Origin of the sequence: Mangrovivirga cuniculi (genome assembly GCF_005166025.1) — a bacterium.
Lineage (GTDB): Bacteria > Bacteroidota > Bacteroidia > Cytophagales > Cyclobacteriaceae > Mangrovivirga > Mangrovivirga cuniculi.
The window spans coordinates 3659665-3677017 of sequence record NZ_CP028923.1 but is presented as its reverse complement, the minus strand read 5'-3'; the positions used below and the strand labels follow the sequence as shown (position 1 = coordinate 3677017).

Below are 17353 nucleotides of genomic sequence, written 5' to 3'. Positions count from 1 at the left end.
ATTGAGTTTAACCATGGAGCAATTAAGCCATTTATCCCGGGTAAGAGATTGAATTTTCAGAATCAATTTGATCGCAGTGTGGCAGTTATGCCTTTGTTTCCAGGTTTAACAGAAGAATATGTAAATGCAATTCTTTCGATGAAAAAGTTGAAAGGAGTGGTTTTACAGAGTTATGGTTCTGGTAATGCTTCTACCCGAAAGTGGTTTGTCAATGCCCTGAAAAAGGCTATGGATAAAGGGATAATCGTTTATAACGTATCTCAGTGCATTGGAGGGAGAGTAATTCAGGGTCGTTATGCTACCAGTAAAAAGCTTCAGGAAATGGGAGTTGTGTCAGGAGATGACATTACCCTGGAGGCTGCTGTTACAAAATTAATGTTTCTATTGGGTTCAATATCAGACGTAAACGAGGTAAAACGCCGGTTACGAGAAAATATTGCCGGAGAAATTACTATAACAGCCACTTAAAAAAGCATATATTAACTTGCAAAAAGGCGTTATAATTGATTTATTTGTGCTGCTAAATTGGAAAAAAGTATATTGCGGTATAATTTGGAGAGGTGACCGAGTGGCTGAAGGTGCTCGCCTGGAAAGCGGGTGTACCGGCACAACCGGTACCGAGGGTTCGAATCCCTCTCTCTCCGCCACTTTTTTTTGAATAGTTTATTTAAAAGTATAAATTTAACACTTAACTGAGTAAACAGATTATTTTAAAAACTGAATTATGAAAAAGTTACTTACTTTATTTGCACTAGCTGGGGTTCTAAACTTTGGTTCTACGTCAGTAATTTTCGCTCAAGACGAAATGGGTGATGCTGAAACTGATACTACTGAGGCTACTACTGAAGAAGCTTCAGAAGAAATGACTCCAGTAGAAGAGGAGCCTGCAGAAGAAGCTGCTGAAGACGTTATTGAAGTTGAGTCTGAAGGTGCTGCTGATTACCATCAGGTTATCAAAGAAAAATTCATTGAAGGTGGTGTTGGTTTCATGACTGTTGTATTAACATGTCTGATCATCGGTCTTGCTATCTCTATTGAGCGTATCATCACTCTTAACCTTGCGACTACTAACACTAAGAAATTGTTAGCTAACGTTGAAGACGCTCTTCAGCAAGGTGGTGTTGAAGCTGCTAAAGAAGTTACAAGAAACACTAGAGGCCCGGTTGCTTCAATCTTCACTCAGGGACTTATGAGAATGTCTGAAGGTGTTGATATGGTTGAAAAATCAATCATTGCTTACGGTTCTGTTGAGATGGGTAAATTAGAAAAAGGTCTTGTATGGATCTCACTATTCATTGCTCTTGCTCCAATGCTTGGTTTCATGGGTACTGTAATTGGTATGATTGACGCATTCGACTCAATTGAAGCTGCAGGTGATATCCAGCCTTCTCTTGTTGCTCGTGGTATTAAGCAAGCACTTTTAACAACTGTTGCTGGTTTGATCGTTGCGGTTATCCTACAGTTATTCTACAACTACTGTGTTTCTAAAATCGACTCTTTGGTTAACCAGATGGAAGATGCTTCTATCACATTGGTTGACTTGCTTGTTAAGCACCAATTGACTAAATAAAATTTATTAGTCGTCGTTAGATATTATAACACAGTAAATTAAAGATTTATGGAATTAACTGACATATTAATATATTTATCATATGCGTTGATCGGAATTGCCACTGTTTCAGTGATCATCCTTCCTTTGATCAACTCATTGAGTGACCCAAAATCTTTGCTTAAAGTTGGTGCCGGTCTTTTGGCTCTAGTTGTTTTATTCTTCATTGGATACAGCATGTCAGAAGCTACATCTTATGCAAAGTTTCCTGGACTAGGTGCAGGAGTTTCCAAGTCTGTTAGTGCATTATTGATCATGACTTACATCTTAATCGTAGGCGGACTTGTAGGTATTTTCGTATCAATGATTGCTAAGTTAATTAGATAATTAATTTATGGCTAGAAGTAAAAACAGAGGTAATCAGGAAGTAAATGCAGGATCTATGGCGGATATCGCCTTCCTACTACTTATTTTCTTCCTGGTTACTACTCAGATAAATTCAGATAAGGGGTTGCAAATTAAATTGCCACCACCTTTGGATCCAACTCAGCCACCACCAGATATCAAAATGAAAGATAGAAATATCTTTAAAATTTTGATCAACTCGAATGATCAGTTGCTGGTAGAGGATGAGCCTTTAAATGATCCGTATGCGTTGAGAGATATGGTACATGAATTTATAACTAATAATGGTGTCGATCCGAAACAATCTGATAGTCCACAAGATGCCGTGGTATCTATCAAAGCGGATAGAGGTACTAGTTATGAGTTGTTTGTTCAAGTACTGGATAACGCTCAGGGAGCTTATTATAAAGCTAGAGGTGGAGTACTGGGTATTTCCGGAGAGGAGTATCTTGGACTTGATGCCAAAAAACCTGATGAAGAGAAAATGATCGATAGAGCTAAAGATGCCTATCCGATGAGAATTTCAATTGCTGAACCGAATAAGTTAGGAGGTCAATAATGTCAAAGTTTAAAAAGAAAAGTCAATCCAGTCAGGATATACCAACGGCCGCTTTGCCAGATATTATCTTCATGCTTCTTTTCTTCTTTATGGTGACAACCGTGATCAGAGAAGATGAGATTTTGGTTGAGCAAAGCTTACCGGCTGCTGAAGATATCACAAAGCTGGAAAGAAAATCGCTTGTTTCTTATCTCTATGTAGGGCAACCGAAAGAAGCTAAGTTTGGTACTGAGCCATTAGTTCAGGCTAATGATGCCTTTATCAGAATGGACGAGCTTATCCTTTGGGTTACTCAGGAAAGAGATAAACTCGACGAAGTAGACAAAAATCAAATGACAGTTTCTTTAAAAGTTGATAAGGAAACTAAAATGGGTATCGTTTCTGACGTACAACAGGAACTTCGTGAAGCTAACGCTTTGAAGATCATGTATAATACGCCACAGTTAGTAAAAGACGATATTTAATCCCACTGTGCAAAATATATATAGCCTCTCTGGTTTCAGAGAGGCTTTTTTTTATTATTAATAACTAAAAGATTAGTTAATTAGTGAAAGATTATATAACTTAAATATTAGTTATATAACTACATTATTAATAATAAATCGAAATTATATGGCACGGAATAGGCAACAACAGGAAGTAAATGCAGGCTCAATGGCTGATATAGCCTTCTTGCTATTAATATTTTTCCTGGTTACGACACAAATAAATTCGGATAAAGGACTACAGATTAAACTTCCACCAAAGGTTGATGAAGAGAATAAACCTCAAGTTGACATACCAGATCGAAATCTTTTTAAAATATTAATTAATTCCAATGATCAGCTGTTAGTAGAAGAGGAGGATCTTAATGATCCCGGTTTATTAAAAGAAATGGTTTTCGAATTCATAAATAATAATGGAGTGAATTCTGAATTATCAGATAGTCCTCTTGAAGGTATTGTGTCAATTAAAACAGATAGGGGTACGAGCTATGATCTCTTCATTACTGTTCTGGATCAGGTACAGGGTGCTTACTACAAATCAAGGGGCAGCATGTTTGATCTTAGTGCATCTGAATACCTGAATCTGGATCCTAAGAATCCTGAACATAAGGCTAAGATTGATAAAGCTAAAGAAGCTTTTCCGATGAGAATTTCCATTGCTGAACCAAATAAAATAGGAGGTTGATATGTCAAAATTCAGAAAGAGAAACAAAGCTAAACAGGACATTCCGACTGCTGCATTACCGGATATTATTTTTATGCTTCTGTTCTTTTTTATGGTTACAACAGTTATCAGGCAGGATAAGCTTTTAGTTGAACAAAAGCTTCCTGACGCAAAAGATATAACCAAACTTGAAAGAAAGTCGCTGGTGTCTCATTTGTACGTAGGAAAGCCAAAAGAAGAGAAATTCGGTCAGGAACCACTTGTTCAGGCAAACGATGCTTTTGTAAGGATGGATGAGTTAGTACTTTGGGTAACCAGGGAAAGAGATAAGCTTGATGAGATCGATAAAAATGCCATAACGATTTCTTTAAAGGTAGATCAGGAAACTAAAATGGGTATTGTTTCCGATGTTCAACAAGAATTGAGAGAAGCAAACGCCTTAAAAATTATGTACAATACACCACAACTTGTTGATAAAGAACAATGAGATGTTGGCAATTATCCCGGCTTTAAAGTTGCTCCTGTCGGGATAATTATAATTTTTGTAGGATGAGTTAAATATTAATTAAGTATTTAGCTTCCTTTTGAGTTATTACAATGTCTTTCTTTATCTTGCGCCAGGATATATTTTTTATTTATGGAGCAAGTTTTAGATAAAGGAACTCATAAATTAAATGATAAGAAGATAATTAATGGTTGGTCATTTTTTGATTGGGCTAATTCAGTTTACTCACTCGTGATCACTTCCACTATATTTCCAATATATTTTACTTCAGCAACAAGGGCATTTTACGATGGAGATAAGATTCCTTTTTTTGGGCTTCAAATAGAAAACTCCGTTTTGTATTCCTATGCACTATCTGCCAGTTTTCTGATTATCGCTTTAATATTGCCACTACTATCCGGAATAGCAGATAACAGTGGTAAGAAAATTCAGTTCATGAAGTTTTTTACCTACCTGGGGTCTTTATCCTGTGCAGGTTTATTTCTTTTTAATGGTAGTAATGTTGAGTATGGAATCATTCTTACGGTATTAGCCGGTATAGGTTATAGTGGTGGGTTGGTGTTTTATGATGCTTACCTGCCGGAAATCGTTACTGAGGACAGGATTGATAAAGTCAGTGCCCGTGGATATTCTTTTGGTTATGCTGGCTCAGTTCTTTTACTGGTACTTAATTTATTCATGATCCAGTCACCGGATACATTTTTTCTTTCAGACGACGATCAGGCAGCTCGATTTAGTTTTCTCCTAGTGGGTGTTTGGTGGGCAGGATTTGCTCAAATAAGTTTCAACAGACTACCTGAAAACCCTTATAACAGGAAAGTAACTACCAAGGTACTAGCCAGTGGGTATAAAGAAATAAGAAAAGTTTTCAGAACGCTCAGGCACTTACCTTTAATGAAAAAGTTCCTTTTGTCCTTTTTCCTTTATAACATGGGTGTGCAGACTACCATGTATCTCGCTGCAACTTTTGGAGAAAAAGAACTGAAATTCGAGGGGGATTTTCTTATTCTTACTGTTTTGGTTATTCAGCTGGTTGCAATCCTAGGAGCTATATTTTTTGCATATCTGGCTACTAAAAAAAGCAATAAGTTCTCCCTTGTGATCATGTTGATTATGTGGATAGCCATATGCTTTGGAGCCTATTTTACTTATACTAAAATTCAATTTATAACCATCGCTTTCTTTGTAGGCCTGGTTATGGGTGGGATCCAGAGTTTATCCAGAGCTACATTTGCTAAAATGATTCCTGAAAAAACCATTGATCATGCCGGGTATTTTAGCTTTTATGATGTCACCTTTAATATATCAATTGTAATCGGCACCCTCGGCTGGGGTATAGTAGAACAGGTAACACGTAATATGCGCAACTCTGTGATCTGGTTAACCATCCTTTTTATTCTTGGTTTGATAATACTGGTTACTATTCCTTTATCAAAGGCATTTAAGATAAAAGAAGTACCTGAGGATTGATTTAATAATTACAATAATTCCTTTATTAACGAAGCGTTGATAATAACTCCTTGATGCAAAGATTTTTATTTAGTTTTTATTTTTTTATTATTGCAATCTGATATTTTTTCAACTATGAATAAGCTTAATTTTTTATTACTTCTTATTCTTTGTCAGTTTATTTCCTTTGCTCAAAAATTAGATGACGAGTTAGTATCAAAAGCAAATAAATTAAAGGATAAGTACGAAGATGAGGATATGGTCATTCTTAAATCCATATCAGACTATGAGTATTACATTGATAACAAAACTGATGAATTGCATGCCTCTTTATCGGAAAATCTAGAGTTTCTGGCGCTTAGTTCCGGTACTGAATATATCAAACGTAACTACTTTAGTGATAACTCTTTTATAGACGACTACGATATTGAAAATGATCGTGGAAGATCTGTAGATTATGAAAAGTATTGTGGTCATGTACAGTCCGGAGATATTTTTTATTCCGATGCTAAAGTGTGTGCTTACAATTTTGAGTTTGATTACAGGGGAAGAGGTATCAATTTCGAATCCAAAACAATTTTTACTGATCCTAAATATTTGACTAAGATATTCTTTTCAGACGATCTACCGGTGGAAGAACGCCTGATCAGGATAAAAGTACCTGATTATGCCGATATCGAATTGGTTGAAGTGAATTTTGATGGATATAATATTCAAAAGAAGGAGAGTAAGCAAGATGAGATTACAACTTACACTTATACGCTGAGTGAAGTTGAAGATTTTTCAGATCTGGAAAGGACTCCCGGATATCTGCATTTCCTTCCTCATATTTTGATCTTAACCAAATCATATACCATAAATGAGGAGAAAAGAACCGTTCTTTCTTCTACAGAAGACCTTTATGGCTGGTATTATCAGTTGACCAAACAAATTTCAAGAGATTCAAAATCTTTCGAAGCCAAGGTCAAAGAAATCACAGCAGGATTAGATTCTGACCTGGATAAAATGAAAGCAATTTATTACTGGGTGCAGGATAATATAAAGTATATCGCATTTGAAGATGGCCTGGCAGGATTTAAACCGGAAGATGCTAAAGAAGTATATTATAATCTTTATGGCGATTGTAAGGGAATGGCGAACCTAACCAGAGAAATGCTTTCCATCGTCGGGATTGATGCCAGATTAGGTTGGCTTGGTACTAATAGAATCCCATATACCTATGACATTCCTTCGTTAGCTGTAGATAATCATATGATCTGTGTGGCCTATCTCAATGACAATAAATACTTTTTAGATCCAACGGAGAAGTTTAATAAACTGGATTATAATGCCGAAAGGATCCAGGGAAAACAAATTATGATCGAAAATGGAGTCGGATACCTGATCGATACTGTAAGGGTTGAGCCAATAGAAAAGTACCTTAAAGAATCTAATTGGAATTTCACCATTCAGGATGGCGTTTTAGCAGGAATTGGTGAAACAATATTAAAGGGTGAAAAGAAGAAAGACTTACTTTATTTTTTGAGTAATCAGGAAAGTGAGGATCTGGAGAAAATTCTAAAAGCAGTAGTCTGTGGTTCTGACGATCCGGATAACTTCATGATCAATGAATATTCAGCTTTTGATCGTGAAAAAGTATTTAATGTTACCTATTCCATGAAGCTCGAAAACAATCTCAATTCTTTTGGTGATGAGATTTATGTCGATTTGGATTTTTATGAAGAATTTTCAAAAGGAGAGATTGAAGAGGATAGAAAAGTATTATACAGTTTTGGCGATAAATCTTTTAATAGAACAACAGGTGAACTTAAAATTCCGGTAGGGTATAAGGTTAATTATTTGCCAGAGCCTGTTGAAATTAAAAGTGATTATTATTCGTTTAATATGCATTTTCGACAGAAGGGCGACAGGATAATTTACTTCAAAGAAATTAAAATATTAAAACCCATACTTCCTAAAGAAGAATTTATCAATTGGAATAAAGCTATTAACACAATTAACAATTTTTACAATGATCAGATTATTTTACAAGCAGCTCAATAATATTGCCTTTATTGGGATGCTATTTTTTATAGGTGCTTCCCAAAGTGTTTTGGTGGCCAATCCTAACCCATTTGGAGACAAGAGAGCGGAGGAAATTAAAAAATTAATGTGGGAGACGGTGGATTCAGAATTCAAGGTCACTGAAATCCCGGAGAAGTGGAATGGGAAATCAGCAGTTATAATAGCGAAGGAGCATTTCTTATCTTATCGCAAGCCGGCTTTTGCAGGGGTATTGCAATATGACCATTACTTCCATCACAGGGTTAAGCTTTTAGATCAGTCTGCTGTTGAAGAATTCTCACAGTTTTCTTTTCCGGGGAGTAGAAAAAAAGGCCGAAACCGTTACGATGTGTATTCTGGCTATAAGATTATTAAATCTGATGGCAGGGAGGTAGAGGTTTCATTAGAAAATGCGGTTAAACAAGAGCAGGAGTTAAATAATGAAGAGTATGAATACTATAAACTTGCTGTGCCTAATCTTGAAATAGGTGATATTATCGATTATTATATTGCTGAAGAACAAGAGATAGTTCAAAATATTACCTACCATATATTTGACCCCAAATTATTTCAGCTAAATGATGATTATCCTATTATGAAGCAGAAAATCTCATTTGACGTAATGAGAAGATGCTACATTAATTTAAAAACGCTGAATGGTGCCCCGAAATTTAAAAATACAAGGAATGAAAAGGGTGATCTTAATAAATGGGTATTGGAATATAGCGATAGTGAAAGTGCAAAGGATTTAAGATGGTTTTTCCCAAATCGTCAGCTTCCAACCGTAAAGTTCCAGGTGATATATGCTTCAGCCACTCAGGCCAATGATTTACCTTTTTTCCTGGGTAAGCCTGAAGAAGTGAAATCTGAGGTTTCCAAGGAAGAAATGGAATATTTAATAAGAAGATTCTATGGAATGATTCTTGGGAACACCTGGGAAGTAAGAAAATACATGAAGAAAAATTTTAAAAAGGAAAAAGACAAAAATGTTTTCGCCAGGGAAGCGTATTATGCATTTCGTCATTTTAATGAAGTTAAGTACGAAGAAGCTGCTACTGTAAAGGGGTATAATGGTAGCCGCAATAATCTTAAAGATCTAATTGGTCTGTCTCAATATTTTAGAAGGGAAGAAATTCCTCACGAATTTTTAGTTACTGTTCCAAGATTTATTTCTCACGTTGATGATGTGATTCTAATGAATGAATTAGAATATCTTATTAAAGTAAACACTTCAGAGCCTTTTTATATTGGTAATTTTAGCAATTATTCAACCCCAACAATTATACCTGAAGATCTCCAGGGAGTTGAGGCTTATAGCGTAGATGGAAGCAGTAATCTCTACAATTTCGATATGACTAAGACTTCTATTCCAAAGATGTCTTACAAAGACAATAACGGTAAATCTAAAATTGAAATTGAAATTGCTGATCTGGATAGTGATAAGGTTGAAATTAGCGTCAGAAATGAGACTAAGGGAATCAATAAACAATTCTATCAAAAATACCTGCTTGATTACTATCACTATGTAGATGAGGATAAAGAGCGGTATGAAATTGAAGAAAACTTTGAAGAAAGAAAAAGAAAAGAGAGAGAAGGACTTCTTAAAAAGAAGGAAGAATATCTGCAGAAGAGAGACGAAAACTTAGAAGAGAACTTAAAAACAATTGTTGAAAATGATTTGGATTTTAAGGTTGAAGAAGTTGGTGAATATAAAGTTATAGAAACCGGTAGATATGAAGATAGTCCAGCTTTCATTTATACATTTAAAGCAGAATTAAGCGATGTTGTCAAAAGAGTTGGTCAAAACTATCTTTTGGAAATAGGTAAATTCATAGGAGGCCAGGTTGATCTGTCAGAAGAAGAAAAAGACAGGCAATACGATATATACCAGCCATATGCCCGGTCATTTGATTACCAGATTGTTTTGAATATTCCTGAAGGGTTTACTGTAGAAGGAGTTGATAAACTGAATAAGAACGTAGAAAATGAAACAGGAGGCTTTATCAGTGAAGCTAAAATAGAAGATGGCAAGCTGATTGTTGATACGAAAAAGTATTACAGTGATAATTACTTTCAAAAAGAAAAATGGCCACTTATGGTTGAATTTTTAGAAGCAGCTCATGACTTTTCCCAGGTTCAAATTCTTCTAAAAAAAGATAATCTTTAAAGAAAATATAAAGGCAAGCTAATTAGCTTGCCTTTTTTAGGTAGTGTCTAAAAAGGTAGTATCTAAAAAACTGTGTAAGTGAGGTTCGGGTAGTTTAAACTCGGACCTTTTTTATATTTTTCTGATATTGATTCTATTAAACTTCTGAGTTTTCAGCAGAAGTTTCATTTTTTGTTTCTTCGATATACTCGTTTACAAGATCTCCAAGTACATTTAGCGGTACTGCTCCACTTGTCAATACTACTTCGTGAAACTCTCTGATATCAAATTTATCTCCGAGTTCATCCACTGCTTTTTGTCTTAACTTAAGGATTTCCAACATACCGATCTTATAAGCAGTAGCCTGAGATGGCATTACAATGTGTCTTTCAACCATTCTCACACATTCTCTTTCGCTTCCTGAAGTATTGGTCAGGTAATAATCAATTCCCTCTTCCCTTGTCCATTTTTTTGAATGGATACCAGTGTCCACGACAAGTCTGCATGCTCTCCAAAGCTCCATGGCAAGTCGCCCGTAATCTGAATAAGGATTTTCGTAAAGTCCCATTTCTTTAGGAATAAATTCACTGTATAATCCCCATCCCTCAATATAAGCTGTATAACCACCAAACTTTCTAAACTTAGGAATTCCTGTCAGCTCCTGAGCTATAGTACGATCCATATGGTGCCCCGGGATTCCTTCGTGGTAAGCAAGGGCCTCCATTTCATATTTTGGCATGTTTCTACTGTCAGCGAGATTCGCATAATATGTTCCCGGTCTTGAACCATCCGGCGCCGGCGACTGGTAAAATGCCTTACCTGCAGAATTTTCTCTGAACTTTTCGACTCTCTTAACCTGGATTCTTGCTTTAGGAGTAGTAATGAATAATTCATCAAGCCTGCTTTCCATATTGTCGATGATCGATTTAGCGCTATCCATATAATCTTCTTTCCCTGCATCTGTGTTCGGATAGAAAAATTGATCGTCGGTTTTCAGAAAAGTGAAAAACTCTTGTAAAGAGCCTTCAAATCCAACCTCTTTCATGATTTCTCTCATCTCACCATGTATGCGCTGTACCTCATCAAGTCCGATCTGGTGAATTTCCTCAGCAGTTAGGTCTGTGGTTGTTGTTCTATTTAAAGCAACGTTGTAATATTTATCCCCTCCAGGCCATTTCCAGATACCATCCATAGTATTAGCTCTTTCCTCCTGTGCCTTTAAGAAAGAAAGTAAACTGGTATATGCAGGTTGAACAGAATTTAGTAGTTCTTCTCTTGCCTGGTTGATAAAATTATTTCTCACTTCTTCAGGCAGGCCCAGTGCGTCTATTTTTTTTGTGAAATCAGCTAAAAGGGTACTTGGTTCTCCATTTGTGAAAGGAGCTCCTTTTATTATATTTTCTGATCCGTCAATTACATGATCAAATACGAATTTCGGAGGAATAATTCCTTTGTCCTCTCTCATTCTTAAGTTTTCTATTAGCTGGTCAAAAAGAGGTTTTATCCCTTTAAGTCTTGAAATGTAGGCAGCAGCATCACTTGAATCAGTGACCTGGTGAATATTGATCAGCATCGCCGGTACTTGTGAGTGTAATCCGAACATCTGGTTGACGGGATAGTTATGAAATCTCCATTTAAAATCTTCGATTTCATTTTTCCTGTCTTCTTTAAATAATTCATAACTGATCCTGGTCTGTTTATCGAGAGCTTCAGGGTTAATTGAATCTTTTAAATACTGCAGCTCTTTTTTGGCGATTTCCAGTTCTTTTTTGGCGTTTTCATCAGAAATATCATCCCATTTCCCGTAATCCTTTTTTATACCAAGATAACTTTGGTACATCGGACTTCTATCCACAGATGCATCAAATACAGAGTCGAAAAAGTGATTTGCTTTTTGAGATTCTGCTTTAATATCAGCTTCTGTATACGTTGGAGCTTCGCTTGTATCTTTTTCATTTCCACAGCTTGTTAAAAGCAAAGCAAATAAAGATACAATGAGTCCATAATTAAATAGCTTCATTGAAATTCAGTTTTCATTAATAAATATGACAAATATTGTCACTAATTTAATTACAGAGACGCCCTCAGAAAAGCGGGATTCTAAGAATTTTATGAAGGGTTGTACTTTAATTTAAATGGGTTAAATTATCTGGGGATATAATAGTGTTATTAGAACAAAAGCGGTAGTCAGATAGATCAGTGTTACGGGGAGACCTACCTTGAAAAAATCTTTGAATTGATATCCACCGGGTCCAAAAATTATTAAATGTGTCTGGTAGCTGATTGGTGTCAGGAATGCACATGAAGCTGAAAAAGCAATACCAAGATAAAAGGGCATCCCGGATATGCCTAGTTGCTGACTAACCTCAAAAGCAATGGGGAAGGCTATGGAAACTGCTGCTGCGTTAAATACTACATTGGTTAATACCATACAGGCGATCATTAAGCCGGCGAGAATAGCCATGGTTCCATAGTCAAGCAGATTGTTGATCATGAAATTAGCTATGATATTGCCTGCACCGGAATTAAATACGGCTTCACCCAAAGCAATACTCATGACCAGGATAGCAACCATATTTAAGTCAAGTTCTCTTTTTACATCCTGAAGGGTAAGCATGTTCGATCCTACCAGAATTGAAAAGATGATCAATAAAGAAGTAAATAAAGAAATCTGACCATAGATCAATAGTCCTGCGATCAGGGCTCCGATAATTCCCAGGACATAGTATTTCTTTTTATCGCTTTGAACTACTTCCCTGGTGGAAGAGATGATGAACAAGTCTCTGTATAATTCGACCCTTTCTTTAAAATCTTTTCCGCTAAATAATAAGAGCACATCACCAGCCTGAAGCGGAATGTCGCCTATTTTACCACTTAATTTCTGACCCTGGCGGTGAATGGCAACCACGGCTGCGTCATACCTGTTTCTAAAACTGGCTTCTTTTACGGTTTTACCGACCATGCTACTGTAATTACTTACAACGCATTCAGTCACTTCTATTTCATCTTCAACTGAGTAAAGGTCCTCCTGTGGTAGTTTGAGTCCGTTGTTGCTTTTTGCCAAATCAATTATATGATCTGTATTTCCGGCGAAAATTAATACGTCCCCACTTAGGATTACTTCCTCGGGTTCTACAGGAGAAATCTTTTGGTTTTCCCTGATTATTTCAACCAGGAACACCCCTTTCATATTTCTAAGACCTGCCTTTTTAATACTTTTCCCCAGGTACTCCGAATTTTTTTTGACCTTGGTTTCGATCAGGTACTCCCGTTGTTTTTCTTTAAAACTATCGATCAGGTCTTTGTAATTTGGCAGTAATCTTCCTGCAAAGAAGGTGAGAAATAATATTCCTATGATCGTTATAACAGTTCCAATGATCAGTAAGTCAGTTGATTTGAGCAGCGGTTCATTATTCTTTTGAAGGAACCCGATCAAAAGTAATGTAGTAGAAGTACCGATTATAGTTATCATACCACCCATGATCGTAGCAAAAGACATGGGGATCAATAGTTTTGAGGGGGCGATCTTGTGTCTTTTACCCCATTTGATAACGTATGGAGTCATTAATGCGACTACCGGTGTGTTGTTAATAAAACTGGAAAGAAATGCCACCTGAAACATCATTCTCGAGATGAAAGTTCGATAAGAAATCCCGTCACGGAACATGCCTTTGAATATAAGTTCAATATTAAAGTTCTTTCTTATTCCAGTAGTGATAAGAATTAGGAGTACGATACTGGCGATTTTATCATTGGAAAGACCTTTGATCACAGTCGGACCAGAAATAATACCCGTCACCACAAAAAATATTATAGTATAAGCGAAACTGACTACGGGACGCAGCCAGTTTCTGTATATCGCAATAAACATAAATACTATTGCCAGAAATACTATATAGGGTTGATAGGGTAATGGTATCATTGTTGACGTTTATACACTTCTTTTCCGGCAACAAAAGTATGCAGAACTTTTGTATTTGGTATTTCCTGAGCGGGAATTTTTAAAATATCATTTTCCAGCACAATAAAATCTGCGAATTTACCAGTTTCCAATGACCCTTTCTTTTCTTCCTCAAAATTGGCTTTCGCTGCCCAGATCGTCATACCTCTCAAAGTTTCTTCCCTTGAAAGTGCATTTTCAGTTTGAAATCCTTCTTCCGGATACCCTTTCAGGTCTTTTCTTGCAACGGCTGCATAAAATCCATAAAGCGGATTAATGTCTTCAACAGGAAAATCACTGCCAAGTGCTACGTATCCGGTTTGATCTAATAACTCTTTAAATATGTAGGCATCCTTAATTCTTTCTTCTCCCAGTCGCTCGTCTGCCCAGTACATGTCTGAAGTAGCATGGGTAGGTTGCACAGACGGTATGATGTTATATTCCCCAAATGTGGAAACGTCTTTGTCGTTTACTATCTGCGCATGCTCGATTCGCCATCTTTTGTTATTACCCGGTTCGAGGTATTTCGCATAGATATTTAATAAGGCCCTGTTTGAAGAATCACCGATACAATGGGTGTTCATCTGAAAACCGTGTTGAGCCATTTCCTTTGCCGTTTTATCAAAGTACTCCGGATTTTGAAGCAGGAATCCGGTTTGTTCCGGTTTGTCTGCATAGGGTTCAATTAAGCATGCGCCGCGGCTTCCAAGAGCCCCATCAGAATAGATCTTAAAAGAAGAAACTGTCAGATAATCGGTGAAATAAGGACCATTGGCAAAGTAGTGTTCCTTGTTTTCCGGAGTTGGATTTAACATTGCATAAATACGCATTTTTAATTCACCTGATTCATGCATTTCATCCATCAGGTCGATTGTGGATTTATCCAGTCCGGCATCGACCACTGTTGTAAGTCCTACTTCAAAGCAATTTTTCTGTGCTTGAATAAGAGCTTGTCTTTGTTGTTCGGGTGTAGCCTCAGGAATATGTCTGTTAATTAGATCCATGGCATTATCAACAAAAATCCCCTGTATGCCATATTCATCGAGTACGATATCTCCTCCATCTACTTTGATTTCGGTGTTTTCCGGAGTAAGGTCAGCCTGGTTTATCGCTGCGGTATTTACCCAAGCTGCGTGCCCATCGATTCTGATGAGGTAAACAGGGACGTCGGGAAATAAACTATCAAGGTCTCTTCTTGAGGGAAATTCTTTTTCCGGCCAATCATTCTGATCCCATCCACGGCCAATAACCCAGGGAGTATTAGGGTATTTTTCGCGATGAGCGGCCAGTCTGTCAATGATATCTTTTTTCGAAGTCGTATTCGTAAGGTCTGCATTGACGAGGCCGAGTCCATACCTGAAAAAATGAGCATGTCCATCAATCAGTCCCGGTACGATTGACTTTCCTTCCATATTAAGCGTGCTTTCGGCATCAAATTTTTCCAGGATATCGGAATTGGCTCCGGTTTCAATTATTTTACCGTCTTTTACTGCAAAGGCCTCAACAGTTGAAAATGACGAGTCAACAGTATAAACCACTGCATTATGTACAACAAGATCGGCTTTTTGAGGTTTGTCACAAGAGCAAATCGTTGTCAAAAAAGAAATAAAAATAGTTGAATAGAGTATTATATGTTTATTTCGCATTAGAAAAATGTAGGTTAATGATTAAGCTTAATTTACCAGGGTACAATATAAAAACTAAAAGGGAAAGTGGGAAAGAGTTTATCTGGGATATTGTCAGGAAAAAATTTCTTGTGCTTACCCCGGAGGAATATGTGCGTCAAAATTTTATCCGGTATCTGATCCACGACCTGAATTATCCTGCTTCATTAATCAATATAGAAGGAGGTTTAAAAGTAAATGTCAGGCAGAAAAGATCTGATGCGCTGGTTTACAGGCAGGGAAATCCTTTTATGCTGATCGAGTGCAAGGCTCCGGAAGTTAAGATCACCAAAGAAGTTTTTGAGCAGGCTGCTATGTACAATAAAACTATTGGGGCAAAATATTTAATGCTGACAAATGGGTTAAATCATTTCTGCTTCCAGGTAAATGCTGATGGTCAGTATCAACCTCACCAGGGCTTTCCGGATTACAAATAAAAAAACCGGAACTTTTCAGTCCCGGTTTGATATCTGTTAATATATTCTTATTTAAGAAATTTATCTACAGGAGTATATGGAAGGTCAAATGCTTCCGCAACGTGCTTGTAAACAACTTCTCCTTTAATAATATTTAGACCTAGTTCAAGCTCTTTATTACCGGCACATGCTTTTTTCCAGCCTTTATTAGCAAGTTCAATTGCATATGGAAGAGTTGCATTAGTCAGTGCAAGGGTAGAAGTATACGGTACAGCTCCCGGCATGTTAGCCACGCAATAGTGAACGACATCGTCGATCACGAAGGTAGGATTCTCATGAGTAGTCGGTTCACAAGTTTCGATACAACCACCCTGATCAACTGCAACATCTACTAAGACAGTACCTTCGCGCATGTCTTTTAGCATGTCTCTTGTTACAAGCTTTGGAGCTTTAGCACCCGGGATCAGTACAGCACCGACGATTAGATCATGTGTCTGGATCATTTCGCGGATGTTGTATTCGTTAGACATCATTGTGTTGACATTTGCAGCCATGATATCATCCAGGTATCTGAGTCTACCCAGGTTTACATCCATGATGGTGACATCAGCTCCCAGTCCGGCAGCCATTTTTGCAGCGTTAGTACCTACGATACCACCGCCAAGAATAAGAACTTTAGCAGGTCGTACTCCTGGAACACCACCTAAAAGAATTCCGCGTCCTCTCAAAGGCTTTTCAAGGTATTTAGCCCCTTCCTGGATTGACATTCTACCTGCTACTTCTGACATAGGGATCAAAAGAGGAAGGCTTCTGTCTGCTTTTTCAACAGTTTCATACGCAAGACAAACGCTTTTACTGTTGATCATTGCGTTAGTTAATGGCTCTGAAGAAGCAAAGTGAAAATAAGTAAAGACCAACTGATCTTCTTTGATCAGACCATATTCAGGTTCGATTGGTTCTTTCACCTTCATTATCATTTCCCCGGCAGCATATGCAGCTTCAATTGTCGGTTCCATAATTGCTCCGGCCTGAACATACAGGTCGTCGCTAAATCCACTACCTTCACCGGCAGTTTGCTGCACGTGCACTTCATGGCCTCTCTTAACCAATTCTTTCACGCCAGCAGGGGTAAGTGCTACCCTGTTTTCATTGTTTTTAATCTCCTTTGGGACACTGATAATCATAATAATGTTGTTTATTAAGTGCATGCAAATATAGTAAGCGCGAAATAATATTTTGTTACTTTTTGCCTTGAAAATTAGCCGAAAAATACAAAAACAAAGCAATTAATTTTTTAATGTATTTTTGATTTTGAAGAAATTGAAAAATAAAAATTTTATTTTGATTTTAATCAAAAATATTGGTTTTAATTCTGTGGTTGTTAGGGGGTTGCGTTAAATACGAAGCTTATTTTGCTTCTTCACTTGTTATTTGTTGCGATTTTACTGTAGTTTTCAAAGGTGTGCAGACTTTGAAACACCCTCATTTTTAAGTATTTTTGAAGAGCCCAAATAGATTTTCCATCTCA

General features: G+C 37.0%; 15 protein-coding genes and 1 tRNA gene. 12 read left to right on the top strand and 4 right to left on the bottom strand.

Annotated features, from left to right (window positions below):
- Window positions 1-48 precede the first annotated feature (48 nt).
- From DCC35_RS21885 to DCC35_RS16145, 11 genes are all read left to right on the top strand, one after another.
- The gene (locus tag DCC35_RS21885) at window positions 49-468 is read left to right on the top strand and encodes a hypothetical protein (protein WP_317128951.1); all 420 of its coding nucleotides are present in this window, start codon (window positions 49-51) and stop codon (window positions 466-468) included.
- Window positions 469-554: 86 nt separating this feature from the next.
- Window positions 555-647: transfer RNA gene (locus tag DCC35_RS16190), tRNA-Ser, on the top strand.
- Window positions 648-724: 77 nt separating this feature from the next.
- Window positions 725-1570 carry a MotA/TolQ/ExbB proton channel family protein gene (locus DCC35_RS16185; protein WP_137091795.1) on the top strand — a complete coding sequence of 282 codons (846 nt, stop codon included), beginning with the start codon at window positions 725-727 and terminating at the stop codon, window positions 1568-1570.
- Window positions 1571-1618: 48 nt separating this feature from the next.
- Complete coding sequence (locus DCC35_RS16180) at window positions 1619-1936, top strand: hypothetical protein (RefSeq protein WP_137091794.1); 318 nt, start codon at window positions 1619-1621, stop codon at window positions 1934-1936.
- 7 nt (window positions 1937-1943) lie between these two features.
- The gene (locus DCC35_RS16175) at window positions 1944-2513 is read left to right on the top strand and encodes an ExbD/TolR family protein (protein WP_137091793.1); all 570 of its coding nucleotides are present in this window, start codon (window positions 1944-1946) and stop codon (window positions 2511-2513) included.
- Window positions 2513-2977 (top strand): ExbD/TolR family protein, encoded by a 465-nt coding sequence (locus DCC35_RS16170; RefSeq protein WP_137091792.1) that lies wholly within the window; start codon window positions 2513-2515, stop codon window positions 2975-2977. Before DCC35_RS16175 ends, DCC35_RS16170 begins: the two co-directional genes overlap by 1 nt.
- Window positions 2978-3125: 148 nt before the next feature.
- Window positions 3126-3683: an ExbD/TolR family protein gene (locus tag DCC35_RS16165; RefSeq protein WP_137091791.1), complete on the top strand. Its 558-nt coding sequence runs from the start codon at window positions 3126-3128 to the stop codon at window positions 3681-3683.
- A gap of 1 nt (window position 3684) precedes the next feature.
- A complete protein-coding gene (locus tag DCC35_RS16160) occupies window positions 3685-4149 on the top strand; it encodes an ExbD/TolR family protein (protein WP_137091790.1) in 465 nt (154 codons plus the stop codon).
- A 150-nt stretch (window positions 4150-4299) separates the two neighbouring features.
- Window positions 4300-5637, top strand: a complete 1338-nt coding sequence (locus DCC35_RS16155) for an MFS transporter (RefSeq protein ID WP_137091789.1) — start codon at window positions 4300-4302, stop codon at window positions 5635-5637.
- 114 nt (window positions 5638-5751) lie between these two features.
- Window positions 5752-7659, top strand: coding sequence for a transglutaminase-like domain-containing protein (locus tag DCC35_RS16150; protein WP_137091788.1), 1908 nt, complete (start codon window positions 5752-5754; stop codon window positions 7657-7659).
- Entirely contained in the window at window positions 7628-9826 is a 2199-nt protein-coding gene (locus tag DCC35_RS16145) for a DUF3857 domain-containing protein (RefSeq protein ID WP_137091787.1), read from the top strand. Before DCC35_RS16150 ends, DCC35_RS16145 begins: the two co-directional genes overlap by 32 nt.
- Before the next feature lie 136 nt (window positions 9827-9962).
- Here the strand turns inward: DCC35_RS16145 and DCC35_RS16140 are convergent, their stop codons facing one another.
- The 3 genes from DCC35_RS16140 to DCC35_RS16130 form a co-directional block, all read right to left on the bottom strand.
- The gene (locus DCC35_RS16140; protein WP_137091786.1) at window positions 9963-11825 is read right to left on the bottom strand and encodes a DUF885 domain-containing protein; all 1863 of its coding nucleotides are present in this window, start codon (window positions 11823-11825) and stop codon (window positions 9963-9965) included.
- A 120-nt stretch (window positions 11826-11945) separates the two neighbouring features.
- Window positions 11946-13727 carry an SLC13 family permease gene (locus DCC35_RS16135; protein WP_137091785.1) on the bottom strand — a complete coding sequence of 594 codons (1782 nt, stop codon included), beginning with the start codon at window positions 13725-13727 and terminating at the stop codon, window positions 11946-11948.
- Window positions 13724-15391 carry an amidohydrolase gene (locus tag DCC35_RS16130; protein ID WP_137091784.1) on the bottom strand — a complete coding sequence of 556 codons (1668 nt, stop codon included), beginning with the start codon at window positions 15389-15391 and terminating at the stop codon, window positions 13724-13726. Before DCC35_RS16130 ends, DCC35_RS16135 begins: the two co-directional genes overlap by 4 nt.
- Before the next feature lie 17 nt (window positions 15392-15408).
- On the opposite strand from DCC35_RS16130, the gene DCC35_RS16125 reads away from it, so the two are divergent.
- Window positions 15409-15846, top strand: coding sequence for a type I restriction enzyme HsdR N-terminal domain-containing protein (locus DCC35_RS16125; protein WP_137091783.1), 438 nt, complete (start codon window positions 15409-15411; stop codon window positions 15844-15846).
- 47 nt (window positions 15847-15893) lie between these two features.
- Here DCC35_RS16125 and ald read toward each other — a convergent pair whose 3' ends face one another.
- Window positions 15894-17009 carry an alanine dehydrogenase gene (gene ald, locus DCC35_RS16120; RefSeq protein WP_137091782.1) on the bottom strand — a complete coding sequence of 372 codons (1116 nt, stop codon included), beginning with the start codon at window positions 17007-17009 and terminating at the stop codon, window positions 15894-15896.
- Window positions 17010-17353 lie beyond the last annotated feature (344 nt).

Bases quoted from the DNA above. Each gene is read 5' to 3' on its own strand.
- DCC35_RS16145 (WP_137091787.1), top strand. From the start codon at position 7,628: ATGATCAGATTATTTTACAAGCAGCTCAATAATATTGCCTTTATTGGG.
- DCC35_RS16170 (WP_137091792.1), top strand. From the start codon at position 2,513: ATGTCAAAGTTTAAAAAGAAAAGTCAATCCAGTCAGGATATACCAACG.
- ald (WP_137091782.1), bottom strand. From the start codon at position 17,009: ATGATTATCAGTGTCCCAAAGGAGATTAAAAACAATGAAAACAGGGTA.
- DCC35_RS16185 (WP_137091795.1), top strand. From the start codon at position 725: ATGAAAAAGTTACTTACTTTATTTGCACTAGCTGGGGTTCTAAACTTT.
- DCC35_RS16165 (WP_137091791.1), top strand. From the start codon at position 3,126: ATGGCACGGAATAGGCAACAACAGGAAGTAAATGCAGGCTCAATGGCT.
- DCC35_RS16130 (WP_137091784.1), bottom strand. From the start codon at position 15,391: ATGCGAAATAAACATATAATACTCTATTCAACTATTTTTATTTCTTTT.
- DCC35_RS16135 (WP_137091785.1), bottom strand. From the start codon at position 13,727: ATGATACCATTACCCTATCAACCCTATATAGTATTTCTGGCAATAGTA.
- DCC35_RS16125 (WP_137091783.1), top strand. From the start codon at position 15,409: ATGATTAAGCTTAATTTACCAGGGTACAATATAAAAACTAAAAGGGAA.
- DCC35_RS16175 (WP_137091793.1), top strand. From the start codon at position 1,944: ATGGCTAGAAGTAAAAACAGAGGTAATCAGGAAGTAAATGCAGGATCT.
- DCC35_RS16160 (WP_137091790.1), top strand. From the start codon at position 3,685: ATGTCAAAATTCAGAAAGAGAAACAAAGCTAAACAGGACATTCCGACT.
- DCC35_RS16155 (WP_137091789.1), top strand. From the start codon at position 4,300: ATGGAGCAAGTTTTAGATAAAGGAACTCATAAATTAAATGATAAGAAG.
- DCC35_RS16140 (WP_137091786.1), bottom strand. From the start codon at position 11,825: ATGAAGCTATTTAATTATGGACTCATTGTATCTTTATTTGCTTTGCTT.
- DCC35_RS16180 (WP_137091794.1), top strand. From the start codon at position 1,619: ATGGAATTAACTGACATATTAATATATTTATCATATGCGTTGATCGGA.
- DCC35_RS16150 (WP_137091788.1), top strand. From the start codon at position 5,752: ATGAATAAGCTTAATTTTTTATTACTTCTTATTCTTTGTCAGTTTATT.